This window comes from Paludibacillus litoralis, assembly GCF_037646705.1.
Classification (GTDB): domain Bacteria; phylum Pseudomonadota; class Alphaproteobacteria; order Rhodobacterales; family Rhodobacteraceae; genus Pikeienuella; species Pikeienuella litoralis.
This window is the reverse complement of the sequence record NZ_JBBHER010000002.1, coordinates 77523-94423: the sequence shown is the minus strand read 5'-3', so window position 1 is coordinate 94423 and position 16901 is coordinate 77523. Positions and strand designations below refer to the sequence as shown.

The window sequence follows — 16901 nt, the reverse complement described above, 5'->3', positions numbered from 1 at the left end:
GGCCTTGCGCGGGGCGGTGTCGTAAAACTGTAACGCAACTGTCACGAAAGCGTAGCGTATGGCGACGAGACAGGCCTCGGGATCACCATGGAGGTGGTCAGCGAACCGAACCTGACAGGAGTCACCATGCCACTTGCAAAGCTCACAGCGTCCACGCTGGTCCTTGCAGTCGTCTCCGCCACGGGCGCCGCCGCCCGCGACACCGTGCAGATCGCAGGGTCGTCCACCGTGCTTCCCTATGCGGCCATCGTCGCCGAAGCCTTCGGCGAGAATTTCGACTTCCCGACCCCGGTGGTCGAATCGGGAGGATCTTCCGCCGGGCTCAAGCGCTTCTGTGAGGGCGTCGGGGAGAACACGATCGATATCGCGAACGCCAGCCGCGCCATCAAACCCTCCGAGATCGAAGCCTGCGCCGAAAACGGCGTGACCGACATCATCGAGGTGCGCATCGGCTATGACGGAATCGTCTTCGCCAGCGACATCAACCGCGACGGCTTCGCCTTTACGCCCGCCGACTGGTACCTGGCGCTGGCCGCCGAGACGCCCCGCGACGGGGCCATGGTCGCCAACGCCAGCGCCGCCTGGAGCGAGGTGAACGCCCGGCTGCCCGATCAGCCGATCCGCGCGTTCATCCCCGGCACCAAGCACGGCACCCGGGAGGTGTTCGAGGAGAAGGTGCTGCTCGAAGGCTGCAAGGAAGCAGGCGCGATGGACGCGATCATGAAGATCAACGGGGGCGACGAAGACGCCGCTGAAGCCGCCTGCATGAAGGTGCGCGCCGATGGCGTGTCCGTCGATATCGACGGCGACTACACGGAGACGCTGGCCCGCATCGAGGCGGACGCCAACGGCATCGGCGTGTTCGGCCTTTCCTTCTATGAGAACAACACCGCCAGACTGCGGGTTGCGACCATGTCCGGCGTCGTCCCGACCACTGAAAGCATCTCCACCGGCGATTACCCGGTGTCGCGGCCGCTGTATTTCTACATCAAGGCGGCCCATCTGGACGATGTTCCGGGGCTGCGGGAGTACGCCGCGTTTTTCGTCAGCGACGAGATCGCCGGGCCGGACGGGCCTCTGGCCGAATACGGCCTGGTCTCCGACCCGCAGCTGACCGCGGCCCAGAACGCGGTCGCGAACCACACCCTGTTGGGCGGCATGTGAGACAGATCGCGGGGCCGGCGCGATCCGGCCCCGCGATCGCCAACGGGAGAGCCGCTCAGATGTGGATCTTGAACGCCGTCTTCTCATTGCCAGCGCTGGTGATCGGCCTCGCCGTACTCGGGCTTTTCGGCGCCAGAACGCGCGCGCGCGTCGCCGCGGGCGGCGACATCCGCGCCCTGGCGGCCCTGCCCCGGGCGCATGGAGCGAACGCCGCTCTCAGCGTTCTCGTCCCCGCGGCCGCCAGCTTCGCGGCGCTGTCCCTTCTCGGGCTGATCGGACACCGGCAGGGCGTTGAAATCCTCTCCGCCCGGTCCGTGTTCTGGATGGTGCTGGCCGTCGCCGCGATCGGCTGCCTCGGCGCGATCCTGCGCTCCTCGACCGGCTTTCGCGCGCGGGCGGCGTCCGAAGTCTGGATCAGGCTGCTGCTGGTCGCCGCCTCCACCATCGCGATCCTGACCACCGTGGGCATCGTGTGGTCGATGCTGTTCGAAGCGGCGCGTTTCTTTCATCAGTATGACTGGCGCGATTTCTTCTTCTCCACCGACTGGGCCCCGAACTTTCGCGGCGACAGCGCTCTCGGCGTCCTGCCGCTGCTGTGGGGCACTCTCTATGTCAGTTTCATCGCGCTGGCGTTCGCGGCGCCGGTGGGCCTGTTCGCCGCGATCTACCTGTCCGAATACGCCGGACCGCGGATGCGCGGCGTCGCCAAGCCGCTGATTGAGATACTCGCCGGAATTCCGACGATCGTTTACGGGCTCTTCGCCCTGATCACCGTCGGCCCGGTCTTGCGCGACTATTTCGCGCAACCGCTGGGACTGGGCGACGGCGCCTCGTCGGTCATGACCGCCGGCCTGGTCATGGGCGTCATGCTGATCCCATTCGTCTCCTCGCTGTCGGACGACATCATCAATGCGGTGCCCCAGGCGATGAGAGACGGATCCTACGCGCTGGGCGCGACCCGGTCGGAGACCATCCGCCAGGTGGTCATCCCCGCCGCCCTGCCCGGCATCGTCGGGGCTCTGCTGCTGGCGACCAGCCGCGCCATCGGCGAGACGATGATCGTCGTTCTGGGGGCCGGGGCCGCCGCCCGGCTGTCGTTGAACCCGTTCGAGGCCATGACCACCATCACCGTCAAGATCGTCAGCCAACTGACCGGCGACACCGATTTTGTCAGCCCCGAAACGCTGGTCGCCTTCGCGCTCGGGCTGACGCTTTTCGCGATCACGCTCTGCCTGAACGTGCTGGCGCTGGCGATCGTCCGCAAATACCGGGAGCATTACGAATGACCGTCCCGCCGAAGTCCCGTCTGGAGCGGGACGCCCGCATCCGACGCCGCAACGCCGCCGAAGCGCGCTTTCGCGCCTGCGGGCTCGGGGCGATCGCGATCGCGGCGCTGGCCCTCGTGATGCTGCTGACCTCGGTCGTCTCCAGCGGAATCAATTCATTTCGCCAGACCTACATCACCCTGGAGATCGCGTTGCCCGAGGCCAGACTGGACAAGTCCGGGCTGCGCGATCCCGCCGTCATGGCGAAGGTCTCGACATTTGGCTACGCGCCGCTGCTGCGGGACGCGCTGCTGGCCACGATAGAGCGGCTGGGGATCGCCAACCCGCTGTCCAAAAAGGACGTCGGCGGGATCATCAGCAAGGAGGCGGCGGCGACCCTGCGCGATCATGTGCTGGCGAATCCCGAGCTGATCGGCGGCGCGGTCGCCATGGACGTCCTGGCCGAAGGGCGGATCGACGGATATTTCAAGGGCCGCGTGACGCTGGAGAGCGCCGCGCTGGACGGCAACACCTCGCCAGAAGTCCTGCGTGTCGCCCAGCAACTTGCCGATCACGGCGTGATCGAGACCCGCTTCAACTGGCGGTTCCTGACGGCGCCCGACGCCAGCGACCAGCGCCCGGAAGCGGCCGGGTTGGGCGTCGCCATCCTCGGGTCGCTCTACATGATGCTGGTGGTGGTGGCGCTGGCCCTGCCCATCGGCGTCGCCACCTCGATCTATCTGGAGGAATTCGCGCCAAGGAACCGCTTTTCCGACCTGATCGAGGTGAATATCAGCAATCTGGCCGCCGTGCCGTCGATCGTCTTCGGGATCCTCGGCCTGGCGATCTTCATCAATTTCGCCGGGTTGCGGCAGTCCTCGCCGCTGGTCGGCGGGCTGGTGCTGAGCCTGATGACCCTGCCGACGATCATCATCTCGACCCGCGCGGCGCTGAAAGCGGCGCCGCCCTCGATCCGCGACGCCGCGCTGGCGGTCGGAGCCACCAGGATGCAGGCGGTCTTCCACCATGTCCTCCCGCTCGCCGCTCCCGGCATTCTGACCGGCGCCATTATCGGCCTCGCGCAGGCTCTCGGAGAGACCGCGCCGCTGCTGTTGATCGGCATGGTCGCGTTTGTGCGCGAGTATCCGGCCCCCTACAGCGATGAAGCGGGGCTGTTCGGCGAGGCCGCGACGGCGTTGCCGGTGCAGATCTTCAACTGGACCCAACGGGCCGACCCCGGATTCGGCGAACGCGCCTCCGGGGCGATCATCGCGCTGCTGGTGTTCCTGGCGCTGATGAACGCGGCGGCCATCCTGCTGCGCCGCCGATTCGAACGGCGCTGGTGAGGATGAATCGGATCCTGACTCAGGGCTGACCCGGATCACGCGGCGCCGGTTGCGCGCCCGGGCGGCGGCGGACGATCCGCGCCGCCCGGGCGAGCGCGCCGGCCTTCGGGGATCGCGGCGTCAGCCGACGCGGTTCCCCGCCGCGTCGATCAGCAACGCGCCATCCTCTTTCGCCAGCGGGCCGGGAGGCAGGCGGTCGAGAAGATCCAGCACGACCTCGCTCGGGCGGCAGAGCCGGACGCCCTTCGGCGAGCAGACGATGGGGCGATTGACCAGAACAGGGTGCTCCAGCATCGCCGCAAGCAGCGTCTCGTCGCTCACGGAAGGATCAAGCAACCCCAGCTCCTCCGCCGGCGATTTCGATGTCCGAAGGGCCGTGCGGGGGGTGAGACCGGCGGCGGCGAACAGCGCCAGAAGCTGCGGGCGGGTCCAGCCCGTGTCGAGATAGGGGATGACCACCGGCGTCTCTCCCGACGCTTCGATGATCGCCAGCACGTTGCGCGATGTGCCGCAGGCCGGATTGTGATGAATGACGATGGTCACGACGCGTCTCCTTCAGGTGAACGCCAACGCCTGGTCCTGCCGGCGAAGGCGACGAGCGAGAGGGGCGCCTGAGCCAAGCCCGAACAGGCGGGCCGCGCCTCCGCCTCCCGCTCAAGGACGGTGGAGGGGGCGATCAAGGCCCGAGACGCGCTTCTAATATCCATAAACCATGGAATATAGATATACCGACCCCCGGTCAAACCTCGATCGGCCCGGAAGCCGCGCATGAGGCGGACGGCGATGCGCATGGCGCCTTGTGGGAGCCGTCATCCCGCGCCATCCTTCGACGCTCAAGATACCGCCAACTGCTTGCGAGGCCCCGATGCTGACCCGCGACGAATGGATGAAACAGGACCTTGTCGGGCTCGCCGCGCTGGTCGAGACAGGCGCGCTTTCGCCGCGCGAGGTGTTGCTGACCGCCATCCGCGAGATCGAAGCGGCCAACCCGAAGGTCAACGCGGTCGTCGTCCAGTGTTTCGAGGAGGCGCTGGCGGAGCTCGACGCGCGCGAGGCGGCGCCGCGTTTTCTCGGCATGCCCTATCTCGCCAAGGATCTGCACGCGCCGGTCCGGGGCTTGCCGCTCGCCAATGGCAGCCGACGCTTCAAGGATCAGGTGTTCGATTTCGATTCCACCATGTTCGCGCGCATCCGCGCCGCCGGATTCGGGATTCTCGGGCGCACGAACTCGCCGGAATTCGGCCTTTCGATTTCGACCGAGCCCGAGCTCTGGGGGCCGACGCGCAACCCGTGGAGCCCGGAGCGGAGCGCCGGCGGCTCCAGCGGCGGCGCGGGCGCGGCTGTCGCCGCGGGCATGCTCCCGGCGGCGCATGCGACCGACAGCGCCGGCTCGATCCGGATCCCCGCCTCCTGCAACGGCCTCGTCGGCCTGAAGCCGACGCGCGGGCTCAATCCCTTCGGCCCGCACCGGGGCGACCCCTCCCACGGGATCAGCCATGAGCACGCCCTCACCCGCTCGGTCCGCGATTGCGCCGTCCTGCTCGACATCACCGCCGGCCCGGATGTGGGCGCGCCCTATTTCACGCAAAAGCCCGCCAGTTCGTTCGAGAGCCTGATCGAGCGGCCGCCTTCGAGCCTCCGCATCGGCTTCACCACACACACGTTCGATGGCGGCGACGCGCATCCCGAATGCGTGGCCGCGGTGGAGAAAACGGCGGCGCTTCTGGCGGAGATGGGCCATCGGGTGAGCGAAGCCGCCCCGAACTTCGACGCCCCGCTTCTCGCGGACACGATGATCCGGATCCTGATCGCCTCTCTCGCCGCGATGTTTCCGGCCGACGAAGCGGGGGACGACGCGGGCCTCGAGCCGCTGACCCGCGCCGCCATCGCCTTCGCGAGAGAGACCTCCCTCGCCGAGCATCTTGCGCGGACGGTGGTGATGAACCGCGAGGCGAGGCGCCTTTCGGCATTCTGGGAGGAGTTCGACATTCTCGTCACGCCGACCATCGCGTCGCCGCCGATCCCGCTTGGCGCGCTCGACACCAGCGTGGGCGATCTCGACCTGTTTTTGAAGGCCCTTTTCGACGTCTCCCCCTTTGTGGCGCCGTTCAACACCACCGGCCAGCCGGCGATCAGCCTGCCGATGCACATGACGCCGGATCGGCTCCCGGTCGGGGTTCAGCTCGTCGGGCGATTCGGACGGGACGATACCCTCCTCAGCCTCTCGCGGGCGCTGGAGATCGCGGCGCCATGGCCGACGCTGTCGCGGGCGGTCTAGGCGCCCGTCCTCCATATCCGAATGCGCGCCCGCGCGGCCCCGGCCAGCGTTATGTCCGACCGTGTCTCTGGGCGCGCCCGGCGTCGAAGCGCCCGCCACGGCGCAGCTCGCCCCCCATGGGCCTTTCGGGCGCAGAGGTCCGTGATGAACGCCGCGCATCTGGCGTTCTGGTCCAAGCTGTGGCAAGTCAGAGCGTAGCAGGCATCGATCAGGACAGTATTCATGAAGTTGGCGATGATCGGCACGGGCTATGTCGGGCTCGTTTCAGGCGTGTGCTTTTCCGATTTCGGCCATGACGTGATCTGCGTCGACAAGAACCCGGCCAAGATAGAAGCGTTGGAAAAGGGCGAGGTTCCGATTTACGAGCCCGGCCTCGATGAGATGATGCGCCGCAACGTGGCGGCGGGACGTCTGGAATTCACGTTGGATCTGGCGACCGCGCTGAAAGACGCCGATGCGGTTTTCATCGGCGTCGGCACGCCGACCCGGCGCGGCGATGGCCATGCCGATCTGAGCTATGTCTACGCCGCCGCCAGGGAAATAGCCGAAAGCCTCGATGGCTACACCGTGGTGGTGACCAAATCGACCGTGCCTGTGGGCGCCAACCGCGAAGTGGCGCGGATCATCCGCGAAACCAACCCGGACGCCGATTTCGACGTCGCCTCGAACCCCGAATTCCTGCGCGAGGGCGCCGCGATCGAGGATTTCATGCGCCCTGACCGTGTCGTCGTCGGCGTCGAGAGCAACCGCGCCCGCGACATGATGGCCCAGATCTACCGCCCGCTGTCTTTGCGAAACGCGCCGGTGCTCTACACCAGCCTGGAGACCGCGGAGATGATCAAATACGCCGCCAACGCGTTTCTGGCGACGAAGATCACCTTCATCAACGAGATCGCCAATCTTTGCGAAAAGGTCGGCGCCGATGTTCAGGCTGTGGCCGACGGCATGGGCCGCGATGGGCGGATCGGCTCGAAATTCCTGCATGCCGGGCCGGGATATGGCGGATCGTGCTTCCCGAAAGACACAAACGCGCTGGCCAGAATCGGTCAGAAACACTCGGCGCCGCAACGCATTGTCGAGGCGGTGATCGAGATCAACGAGGCGCGCAAGCGCCAGATGACCGAGCGCATTCTTGAAATGCTCGATTTCTCGGCCAACGGGAAAAAGATCGCGGTCTTCGGCGTGACCTTCAAACCCAACACCGACGACATGCGCGACAGCCCGGCCCTGACCATCGTGCCGGCGCTGGTGGGCGCGGGCGCGCGGGTGCATGCGGTCGATCCGCAGGGCCGCAAGGAAGGCGAGGCGCTGCTGCCCGGCGTCACCTGGGAGACGAACCCCTACGACGCGGCCAAGGGCGCCGACGCGGTTGTCATCATTACCGAATGGAACGAGTTCCGGGCGCTGGACCTGGCTCGGCTGGCGTCGGTGATGACGTCGCCGAAAATGGTCGACTTGCGCAACATCTATAGCCTGCAGGAAGTGGCCGACGCCGGCTTCACCTATCGCTCGATCGGGCGTTGAGCCGCGGGCTGGCGCGATCCGGACAGGCGCGGCGCAAACAGCCCGACCCGCGACAAATTCTGGGGAGATAAGAGGGGCGGGGAAGCCGGCTCGCGCCGACTTCCCCTTGATCACCGCCACCCAAGTGGCCGTTGTTGGTATCCCGTAGGGGAATCGAACCCCTGTTTACGCCGTGAGAGGGCGTTGTCCTGACCGCTAGACGAACGGGACGCAATCAGCAGCCGCTCATCTAGAAAAAGAACTGCGCCGCGTCAAGGGCGATCGCGCCGTCGCCGCCCGTTTCACCATGAAAATCGCGAAACCCGTCGCTCAGCGCCGCTCGATCAGCGTCTCGCCGATGGCGGCGCCGGTCTTCGGGTCGAACACCCGCAGCCGTTCCTGACCGGCCGGATCCCGAGTCGCGATCGAGAGGCCGCCCGCCGCAGCGCCGACGGCGACGATCTCCTCGCCGACAGGCAGCGCGACCCGATCCGCGTCGATCTGCGCGATGGCGGGGCGCTCCGGCTCCATCAATATCCGGATGACAAGCGTCGCCGCGATGGTTACGACCCCGATGACAAGCGTCGCCATCATGATGACGACCATGCGCCGAAGAGTTCGGAACTGCGGCGGCTCGGCCCAATTCCGAGATTCGGCGCTCTCTCTGGGGTTGACCGACGGCATGATTGACGACACCTCCGAAGACATGATCCGCCTCACCGTCCCGGAGGATAGCCGCGGCGGGCGGTTGGACCGCGCGCTGGCGGAGCTCGCGCCCGAGGGGCTCAGCCGCACCCGGATCGCGGCGCTGATCCGCGACGGCGCGGTGGCGGAAGACGGCGCGACGGTCACGGACCCCGCCGGCAAAGTCAAGCCGGGGCGAACCTATGAGCTGACCCTCCCGGCGCCCGAGGCGCCGGTCCCGCAGCCTGAGGCGATCCCGCTGGACGTGATCTTCGAGGACGCGCATCTCATCGTGGTCGACAAGCCGGCGGGGATGGTCGTCCACCCGGCGCCCGGCTCCCGGAACGGCACGCTGGTGAACGCGCTCCTGCATCATTGCGGCGCGACGCTTTCGGGCATCGGGGGCGTCCGCCGCCCCGGCATCGTGCACCGGATCGACAAGGACACGTCCGGGCTTCTGGTCGTCGCCAAGACCGATATCGCGCATCACGGGCTTTCGGCGCTGTTCGCCGCGCATGACCTGACCCGCGAATACCTCGCCCTCGTCCGCGGCGTTCCGGACCGCGCCGATCCGCGCCTGATGGGAACGCCCGGCGTCTCGGTCGACGGGCCCTGGCTCCGGATCGAGACCCTGATCGGGCGCCACAGGACCGACCGGAAGAAAATGGCGGTGACGAAGGGCGGCCCCGCCCGGCGCGCCGTCACCCGGTTTCGGATCGAGCGCAAGCTGAACGGCGCGGCGCTGCTCCGCTGCCGGCTGGAGACGGGCCGGACGCATCAGATCCGGGTCCACATGGCGCATCTCGGCCATGGGCTGATCGGCGATCAGACCTATGGCAGATCCGCCCGCGCCGGCCTGCCCCCCCTCGCCGCCGCGTTCCCGCGGCAGGCGCTTCACGCCGCAACCCTTGAGTTCAGGCACCCCGTCACTCACAATATGCTGAAATTCTTCACGGAACCGCCGACGGACTTCCGCGCTCTTGTCGTATATATGGACGAAACATGAGCGATCGCGGCCGACGAGAAATCTTGAAACGGCTGCGTTCGGATCCCACGTAAGTGGTTGCGGCGTCGTCGCACAAGGAGGTGACATGAGCTATTCGAATCTTCCCGCACCGACCCCTGAAGCCGGCCTGAGCCGCTATCTCACCGAGATTCGCAAGTTTCCGATGCTGGAGCCGGAAGAGGAATACATGCTGGCGAAGGCCTGGGTCGATCATGGAGACAAGGAATCGGCTCATCGGCTCGTAACCTCGCATCTCCGGCTCGCCGCCAAGATCGCCATGGGCTATCGCGGCTACGGCCTGCCGATCTCCGAGGTGGTCTCGGAGGCGAATGTCGGCTTGATGCAGGCGGTGAAACGGTTCGATCCCGAACGGGGCTTCCGCCTCGCGACCTATGCGATGTGGTGGATTCGCGCCTCGATCCAGGAATACATCCTGCGGTCGTGGAGCCTCGTGAAGATGGGCACCACCGCGGGGCAGAAGAAGCTGTTCTTCAACCTGCGGAAGGCGAAAAACCGGATTGGCGCGCTCGAGGAAGGCGATCTTCATCCCGACAATGTGGAAAAGATCGCGACGCAGCTGAACGTGACCGAGGCGGAAGTCATCTCCATGAACCGCCGGATGGGCGGCGGGGGAGACGCTTCGCTCAACGCCCCCCTTGGCGGGGCGGACGGCGAAGGCTCCGCGGAGTGGCAGGACTGGCTGACCGACGACGATGCGGATCAGGCCAAGAATTACGCCGAGCAAGACGAGCTGAGCGGCCGGCGCGACGTCCTGATCGAAGCGATGTCCACGCTCAACGAGCGGGAGCGCCACATCCTGACCGAGCGGCGCCTGAAGGACGACCCGCCGACGCTGGAGACGCTTTCCCTCGAATATGGCGTCAGCCGGGAGCGGATCCGCCAGATCGAGGTGCGCGCCTTCGAAAAGCTGCAGCGCCGGATGCGGGAGCTCGCGGCGGAGAAAGGGCTGTTGCGGCCCGTCAACTGAACGCGCCGCCGCCCTCCACCGCCGAGATCGCCGCGCGCACGGCCTGCGACGGCGTGACCAGCCGCGAGCGGGCGAGGATGATCGGCTCCGTCGCGCGCGGATCGATGATCGGAACCGCGAGAACCGGCGCGCCGTCATAGCTCACGCTCGAGGGCGGCGCGGTGTAGCCGACCCCGACCCCTTCCCCGTTCGCCGCCAGGCTTCGCATCACCTCAAGCGACGCCACCCGATGCGCGACGCGGGGCCGGAGCTTTTCGGCGCGAAACAGCCCGAGCATGTGGTGGATCGACAGGCCCTCGCTGAACAGGATCAGCGGCCGCTCCGCCAGATCCGCCAGCCGCAACGAGCGCGCGCCAGCGAACGGGTCATCCGCGGCGATGAACGCATGCGCCGTGGCCGCGCCGAGCGGCCGGCGCTCGAAGCTGCCGTCGAGCCCGAGATCGTATGTGATCGAGAAATCCAGCCGCCCGCGCAGCATCTCATCGGCCAGCGTCTCGAAATCCGCCACCATCGGCCGGATCTCCAGATCCGGCGCCGCGGCCCGCACCGCCCGCATGACCGGGGCGAGGAATTTCGGCGCCAGATCGGCGAAACAGCCGATGGCGATGCGCTCGATGCGAATCGCCGCGAAGGCCGCCGGGTCCTCCAGCCGCGCGGCCCGGCGCAGCACGTCCTCCGCCCCCGCGAGAAAGGCCGACGCCTGCGGGGCGAGCGCGATGGCCATGCCCTTGCGGCGCAGGAACAGCTTCGCGCCGAGCCGTTCCTCCACCTGCGCCAGCGCGACGGAAAGCGAGGGCTGAGAGACGTTCAGCGTCAACGCCGCCTCCGAGAGGCTCCCCGCGCGCGCGATCGCCACGACATATTCGAGCTGTCTGAGCGTGATGTATAGCATCAGCCTATATATTACTTAGATATCTATTATTTGAAACTACATTCGGCCGCCGCCAACATGCGCGCAACGCTCAGGAGGCCCGCATGACCAACCCGCTCATCACCGAAGACGACATCGAAACCTTTCAGCGCGACGGCGTCGTCCTGATCAAGGGCCTGTTCCGCGACCAGGTGGAGACGATCCGCGCCGGCATCGAGGTCAATATGGCCGAGCCGAGCCAATACGCGGCGGAGAACCTGAAATCCGGCGAAAAGGGCCGCTTTTTCGACGATTACTGCAACTGGACGCGCATCGCGCACTTCGAACAGGCGATCCGCAACTCGCCTGCGGGCGAGGTCGCGGCGGATCTGATGCGCTCCTGGGAGGTTCAGGTGTTCCACGACCATGTGCTGGTGAAGGAGCCGGGGACCGCGAAACCCACGCCCTGGCATCAGGATTCGCCCTACTACTTCGTCGAGGGGACGCAGACGATCAGCTTCTGGTCGCCGATGGACCCGGTGAAGGAGGCGTCGCTCCGCTGCGTCGCCGGCTCCCACCGCTGGGAAAAGCAGGTGCTGCCGACGCGTTGGCTTTCGGAAGAGAATTTCTATCCGGACGCCAGCGCATACATGCCGGTCCCGGATCCGGATGCGGAAGGCATGCGCGTCGTCGAATTCGAGATGGAGCCGGGCGATGCGGTCGGCTTCGATTTCCGGACTCTTCACGGCGCGCGCGGCAATCAAGCCGCCGCCCGCCGCCGGGCGTTCTCGCTCCGGCTGGTCGGCGACGACGCCCGCTATGTCGAGCGGCCGGGCAGAACGTCGCCGCCGTTCCCGGGCCATGACATGAAACCGGGCGACCGCCTGCGCGAAGACTGGTTCCCGGTGATCCACAGCCGCTGATCCGGCGGGCGCGGCCCGGACGCTCCCCCCCGAGCCGTTGACGTCGCCCAGGCCGCCCCTTGTCCGCTTCCGGGGACAAGGGACGGCGGCGTCTTACGCTGGAGGCGCGCCGCGCGCTCTGCCGCCATCATCCTCCCAGCGGGCGATGCAGGCCATGCTCGGCGCCGGCGCGGCGGGCTCCGGCCCCGTCGAGAGGGCCGTCAGGGCGTCTCGTTCGGACCCGCGGCGGGCGTCGTCGCGCCGGCTCCCTGCGATCAACTCGCCGGCGGTCGCGCGTGCGTGAGCGAAGGGCGCTCAGGCGGCCTCCCGAAGCGCGTTCCGGTCCGGCTCCGGCGCGCGATCGGACTCCGCCGGCGCCGGGGACAGGCGCGGCCGGCGCGTCTCGAGCGCGGCCGCGACATGCGGAATGTCGTCCCGGTGGATCCCGATATCGGCGAGCATCCGGTCGTCCAGGCTTTCAAGCGCCTGAATCGTCTTCCGCCGCCGCCACCGCTGCACGGTCGCGCTCAGCCAACGGCGAAGAGCGCCGGCGCCGCGCCGGACGGCCCCGTTATCCGCCGCGTTCCGGAAGGAGACCGGATCGAGCATGTGTTTCGTGAGATAGTTCGACATATGATTCTCCATTTCAGAGGTGACTGACGCTGGAACGGAACGAAAGCGCCGCTTGGGGCGGGGCCGCGGAAATCCAGAGATCGGACCGGCGGCGCGCACGCATCCGCCCGTTCAGCTGTTCGTTGTGATGGGGTGTATGACGCTAGATCGTCCCCGGAGCGCTGGCGCGACAAGCGCCGCCGGCGCTCCGGGTCACCTGCGGTTCAGCAGCGATCCTGCGACCAGCAGGACCCTCATATGAAGGCTAATCCGTGTCATGACCTTCATATGAGCATGTCAATTGAGGGTTTCAACCTGACCGCCGGCGCCTGCGACATTTCGGCCTGAAGGCCGCGAAAGCGCGCTCCGGAGCCCGAAAATCGCCCGTGCGCGCCCGCCCGATTTCGCCGGTCACTCCCGCCCGCCCCGCGTCGCCGCCCCGCCGCCGGGCCGCGCCAGAAGCGCCGCCGCCGCGATCAGGGGCGCCGCCGCCGTGACCAGAAAGCCTGCGGCGTAACCCCCGGTGGCGCTGAACACGCCCTGGATCGCCAGCGGGCTGACGACATAGCCGAAAAAGATCACGAAGGTGCCCGCCGATGTGATCTCGCCGACCCGCCCTTCCGGCGCGGCGCTGGCGAGATCCGAAAGAAAGACCCCATTCCATGAAATCACGGTGAGCCCCGCCAGCCCGGAGACCGCCCCGACCCAGAGCGCCGAGCTCTCCGGCCCGAGGGTCGCAAGGAGCGCCATCGTCCCGGCGGAAATGAAACAGAGCCAGAGCGTCGCCCGGCCCGGCGCCGCGATCCGGTCGCTCAGCCAGCCCATGAAAACGCGCCCGCCGACCCCCATCCCCTGCAAAAGCGCGAAGGCGACGCCGACCGCGGCCAGCGACCAGCCGACATGATCGCTGAGGAAGACGGGAAAATACCCCATCAGCACCCCTTGCGCCACGCCGAGGCCGAACCCCGCGATGGTGACCGCGCGCAGCTGCGGCGAGGCGAGCATGATCCGCGCCATCCTGAGCGGCGCGCCCAGGAGCGCCCCGAAATCGAGGGGGCGCCGCAGGCCGCCGGGCCCGTCCGCGCCCTCCATCTCGCCGCGCCAGCGCCCGAGGAGAAACGCCGCGCCAATCGCCATGAGCGCCGAAAGCCAGAGCGCCGCCTCCACCCCGCCCCAGACCGCGACCGACGGCAGGATCAACCCCGCCACAAGACCGCCGAGCGGGACCCCGGCCTGCTTGATCGAAAAGGCGAACGCCCGGCGCCGGGGCGGCGCCGCCCGCATCATGATGTCGCTCCCCGCCGGGGTGGAGGGGCCGTATCCGACGCCGATCAGAAACGCGGAAAGGAGCATGAAGCTCCAGCTTTCGTGCAGGCAAAGGAGGACCGCGAGCCCGGTCAGGACGCTTCCCGCCTGTAACTGGCGCATCGCCGAAAACCCGCTCAGAAGCGACGGGCCCCAGAGGAAAAACACCATGCTTCCGAAGCTGGTCGCCGCGGCGAGCTGGCCGACCGACTCGGGCGGGACGCCCGCCGCCAACGTCAGCGGCAGGCCGAAGAGCGGCAACACCCGCGTCATCAGCGCCAGCGCCGCCTGGATCGAGGTGATGACCGCGACGAGCCCGATCCAGCCGCCGCGCGATGGCGCGATCACGCCCCCCATCTGGACCTGCGGGCGACGCGGGACCGCGCCCACACGGGGCCGGGAGCGTTCGCGCCAGCCGACGCGCAGCCGACGCCGCGGCCGTCTGTCGTCGCAATCGCGGTGTTGGTCATTGCGGCTCTCCCCAGCTTCATATCCGGGGTCTCATCTTCCCGATGAAATGGCAAGCGCATGGCGCGCAAACAAAAACGGCCCGCCCCGAAGGGCGAGCCGCTCGCAGTCGCGTTGTCCCGTCTTCGGGCGCGTGTCGGCTCAGGCGGCCTTCCGGCCGAGCGGCCACATGCCGGCCGCGCCCTCGCGGAGCGCCTCGGCGCCTTCGGTCATCACATCGCGCGTCGCGCTGGCGACATTGCGGACGCGGTCAAAATTCGCCGTCGCGTTTTCGCGGACGAAATCGGCCTGAATCCGCGCCGCCTCGGTGAGGTCCTTCGCCTGCGCGATCTTCTCGACCGCGTCCATCGCGGTGACGAAGTTGGCGCGGGTCGCTTCGGTGACTTCGCCGAGAACGCCGACATAGCCGGTGAGGATCCGGCTCATCGTCGTCTCGAGGCTGGAATTGAACTTCGCGGCGCCTTCATAGACGTCGTCGGCGTGCGTCTTCGCGGCGGCGGCGGCGCGCTGAACCTGAGCGCGCGCGGCGTCGGCGACCTTGCCGGCGTCGAATTCGGCGGCGGATTTGGCGGATTTACGGGTGCTGGTCTTTTTCGTGGTCGTGGTCATCTCAAAATACTCCATTCTTGCTGGAAGCCATGGGGCCCGCCCCGTTCGCTCATCGACCCGGGACACCGCATATATAGGCAATCTGTTCGCACTTGCAACATAACTTTTCGCGCACAGCTCGCGTAACTCTTTATCGTTATATATCAATGTACTAATGAGGGATAATTGACCGATCCGGCCTTTTCTCTCTGGATCGGCCGTCAGGATTCGCAATAATTATGCTGCACTGCAACATAATCGAAGCCGACGAAACCCGGCGTTCAGCTCCCGTCATCCGGTTTCGGCGGGCGCTTCCGCGGACGCCGGGGCGCGGCGGGCCTCCGGCTCGCGCCGGCGCGGGGCTTCGCCGGGGCCTTGGCGGCGGGTTTCTCCGTCGGCGCTTTCTTCCGCTTCGTCTTCTCGGGGCTCGACGCGGCCGGTTCAGCCACGGGCTTCGCGCGCCGGGGCGGGGGCGGGGCGGGGCGCGCGATCCGGCGAGGCGCCGCCGGGCGCTTGCGCGCGCCCAGAACTGCGGCCCGAAGCTCCTCGAAGGCCATGACCAGACAGTCGCCGAGCCGCCCCGCATCCGGAACCGACGCCCGATCCGCCGTCACGCCGAACGCCAGAGAATCGCAATAACTCTGCGCGGTGATGTTCAGCCCGACCCCGTGCATCGGGACCGACACCGGATAAAGGGCCGTCGCCTTCGCTCCGGCGCAATAGAGCGGCGCCGGCGGCCCGGCGGTGTTGGAGACCACCACATTCGCCAGATCCGGCATGAACTGCGCCAGCCCGGTCCGGTGATACAACTGCATCAGCCCCGGCAGCAGCATCGGCGGCCCGAACACGGTGTAGGCCGAGGGCGGGATCTCCTTCACCCCGCCCGCCATCATCTTCGAGACGCGGGCGCCGGCGTGAATTCTCATCAGCCGCTCCACCGGATCGTCGCACTCGGTGGCGAGCGCGCAGGTCATTCCGAACGCCTGGCTGCTGAGCCCTGCGGCCCCGACCTCCCGCATCGCCACCGGCGCGAACGCGACCAGAGACTGTTCGGACAACTGGTCCATCTCGCTCAGATACCGCCTCAGCGCCCCGGACGAGACCGCCATCGCGACATCGTTGAGCTTCACCTTCGACGCCTCCGCGACCGCCTTCGCCTCCGGCAGCGAGACCGACCGCGCGGCGTAGGAGCGCGCCTGGCCGATGGCGCCGCCGAACGGCGTCTTCGGCGCCGGGACCGCCGCCGCCGCCCCCTCGCCGGAAAACGCGGGCGCCAACAGGTCCGCGATGCGCCCCGCCGCCATCGGCGCCGCGGTCATCAGATTGAGCTGCTGGCGAAAGAGCGTCCCCGCCATATCCTGAAACCCGAGGAGCGCGCGCTCCGCCGGGCTCAGCCGGCGCGGCGCCGGCTTCGGCTCGGGCGGCGGCGCGGCGCGCGGCGTCGCCGTCAGATCGAAAAGCGCGTCGGCGACCGCCGTGCCGGCGCCATCGTCGATCGCGGCGTGATGCGCCTTCGAGTAGAGCGCGACCTGGCCCGAGGCCAGCCCCTCGATCACCGTGAACCGCCAGAGCGGCCGGCTGCGATCCAGCGGCTCCGAGTGAAGCGCGCCGACCAGCGCCTCCAGCTCCGCCCGCCCGCCGGGCGCCGGGACGCGCCGCGCCTCGATATGCCAATCGAGATCGAGCTCGCCCGCATCGACCCAGCCGGGATGATCCAGCGCGAAGATCGGCGCCGCCAGCTTCCGGCCGAAGATCGGGATCAGATGAACCCGCCCCGCGAAGAACTGCTTGAAATGCGCGTGGAACGAGCCGGAAAGCCCCTCCGGCGGGTCGAAGAGCGCCAGCAGGCCGATATGCATCGGCGTCTCCGGCGTCTCCAGATAAAGGAAGGAAGCATCGATTCCCGAAAGCCGATTCATCGCCACCGCGCTCCCCTGAACGA

The 16901-nt window shown here is 67.8% G+C and carries 15 protein-coding genes and 1 tRNA gene; 8 read left to right on the top strand and 8 right to left on the bottom strand.

Going from position 1 to position 16901, the window contains the following annotated elements; genetic code table 11:
* Nucleotides 1-126: 126 nt before the first annotated feature.
* Genes WG921_RS01545 through pstA form a run of 3 tightly spaced genes read left to right on the top strand, consistent with a single transcriptional unit; the run spans nucleotide 127 to nucleotide 3775 of the window.
* On the top strand, nucleotides 127-1164 hold the full coding sequence (locus WG921_RS01545; RefSeq protein WP_340107430.1) for a substrate-binding domain-containing protein: 1038 nt from the start codon (nucleotides 127-129) through the stop codon (nucleotides 1162-1164).
* Nucleotides 1165-1223: 59 nt separating this feature from the next.
* Nucleotides 1224-2450 carry a phosphate ABC transporter permease subunit PstC gene (gene pstC / locus WG921_RS01540; protein WP_340107428.1) on the top strand — a complete coding sequence of 409 codons (1227 nt, stop codon included), beginning with the start codon at nucleotides 1224-1226 and terminating at the stop codon, nucleotides 2448-2450.
* A complete protein-coding gene (gene pstA / locus WG921_RS01535) occupies nucleotides 2447-3775 on the top strand; it encodes a phosphate ABC transporter permease PstA (RefSeq protein WP_340107426.1) in 1329 nt (442 codons plus the stop codon). Before pstC ends, pstA begins: the two co-directional genes overlap by 4 nt.
* A 120-nt stretch (nucleotides 3776-3895) precedes the next feature.
* Here pstA and arsC read toward each other — a convergent pair whose 3' ends face one another.
* Nucleotides 3896-4318 (bottom strand): arsenate reductase (glutaredoxin), encoded by a 423-nt coding sequence (gene arsC / locus WG921_RS01530; protein ID WP_340107424.1) that lies wholly within the window; start codon nucleotides 4316-4318, stop codon nucleotides 3896-3898.
* A 322-nt stretch (nucleotides 4319-4640) separates the two neighbouring features.
* Here arsC and WG921_RS01525 point away from each other — a divergent pair, with 322 nt between their 5' ends.
* Nucleotides 4641-6053, top strand: coding sequence for an amidase (locus WG921_RS01525; protein WP_340107423.1), 1413 nt, complete (start codon nucleotides 4641-4643; stop codon nucleotides 6051-6053).
* Between the two features lie 222 nt (nucleotides 6054-6275).
* The gene (locus WG921_RS01520) at nucleotides 6276-7577 is read left to right on the top strand and encodes a UDP-glucose dehydrogenase family protein (protein ID WP_340107422.1); all 1302 of its coding nucleotides are present in this window, start codon (nucleotides 6276-6278) and stop codon (nucleotides 7575-7577) included.
* A gap of 135 nt (nucleotides 7578-7712) precedes the next feature.
* Here the strand turns inward: WG921_RS01520 and WG921_RS01515 are convergent.
* Nucleotides 7713-7787, bottom strand: a tRNA-Glu gene (locus WG921_RS01515).
* Nucleotides 7788-7886: 99 nt separating this feature from the next.
* Nucleotides 7887-8150 (bottom strand): DUF6476 family protein, encoded by a 264-nt coding sequence (locus tag WG921_RS01510; RefSeq protein ID WP_340107421.1) that lies wholly within the window; start codon nucleotides 8148-8150, stop codon nucleotides 7887-7889.
* Between the two features lie 112 nt (nucleotides 8151-8262).
* Here WG921_RS01510 and WG921_RS01505 point away from each other — a divergent pair, with 112 nt between their 5' ends.
* Both WG921_RS01505 and rpoH read left to right on the top strand, forming a co-directional pair.
* Nucleotides 8263-9246 carry an RluA family pseudouridine synthase gene (locus WG921_RS01505; protein WP_340107998.1) on the top strand — a complete coding sequence of 328 codons (984 nt, stop codon included), beginning with the start codon at nucleotides 8263-8265 and terminating at the stop codon, nucleotides 9244-9246.
* Between the two features lie 85 nt (nucleotides 9247-9331).
* Nucleotides 9332-10234, top strand: coding sequence for an RNA polymerase sigma factor RpoH (rpoH, locus tag WG921_RS01500; RefSeq protein WP_340107419.1), 903 nt, complete (start codon nucleotides 9332-9334; stop codon nucleotides 10232-10234).
* Here rpoH and WG921_RS01495 read toward each other — a convergent pair.
* Nucleotides 10227-11126: a LysR family transcriptional regulator gene (locus tag WG921_RS01495; protein WP_340107417.1), complete on the bottom strand. Its 900-nt coding sequence runs from the start codon at nucleotides 11124-11126 to the stop codon at nucleotides 10227-10229. The two genes, rpoH and WG921_RS01495, sit on opposite strands and share 8 nt — an antisense overlap.
* 83 nt (nucleotides 11127-11209) lie before the next feature.
* On the opposite strand from WG921_RS01495, the gene WG921_RS01490 reads away from it, so the two are divergent.
* The gene (locus tag WG921_RS01490) at nucleotides 11210-12007 is read left to right on the top strand and encodes a phytanoyl-CoA dioxygenase family protein (RefSeq protein WP_340107416.1); all 798 of its coding nucleotides are present in this window, start codon (nucleotides 11210-11212) and stop codon (nucleotides 12005-12007) included.
* A gap of 294 nt (nucleotides 12008-12301) precedes the next feature.
* Here WG921_RS01490 and WG921_RS01485 read toward each other — a convergent pair whose 3' ends face one another.
* From WG921_RS01485 to WG921_RS01470, 4 genes are all read right to left on the bottom strand, one after another.
* Nucleotides 12302-12619 (bottom strand): DUF1127 domain-containing protein, encoded by a 318-nt coding sequence (locus tag WG921_RS01485; RefSeq protein ID WP_340107414.1) that lies wholly within the window; start codon nucleotides 12617-12619, stop codon nucleotides 12302-12304.
* Nucleotides 12620-13009: 390 nt separating this feature from the next.
* The gene (locus WG921_RS01480; RefSeq protein WP_340107413.1) at nucleotides 13010-14251 is read right to left on the bottom strand and encodes an MFS transporter; all 1242 of its coding nucleotides are present in this window, start codon (nucleotides 14249-14251) and stop codon (nucleotides 13010-13012) included.
* A 261-nt stretch (nucleotides 14252-14512) separates the two neighbouring features.
* Complete coding sequence (locus WG921_RS01475; protein ID WP_340107411.1) at nucleotides 14513-14980, bottom strand: phasin family protein; 468 nt, start codon at nucleotides 14978-14980, stop codon at nucleotides 14513-14515.
* A gap of 260 nt (nucleotides 14981-15240) precedes the next feature.
* A complete protein-coding gene (locus WG921_RS01470; protein ID WP_340107409.1) occupies nucleotides 15241-16878 on the bottom strand; it encodes a WS/DGAT/MGAT family O-acyltransferase in 1638 nt (545 codons plus the stop codon).
* Nucleotides 16879-16901 lie beyond the last annotated feature (23 nt).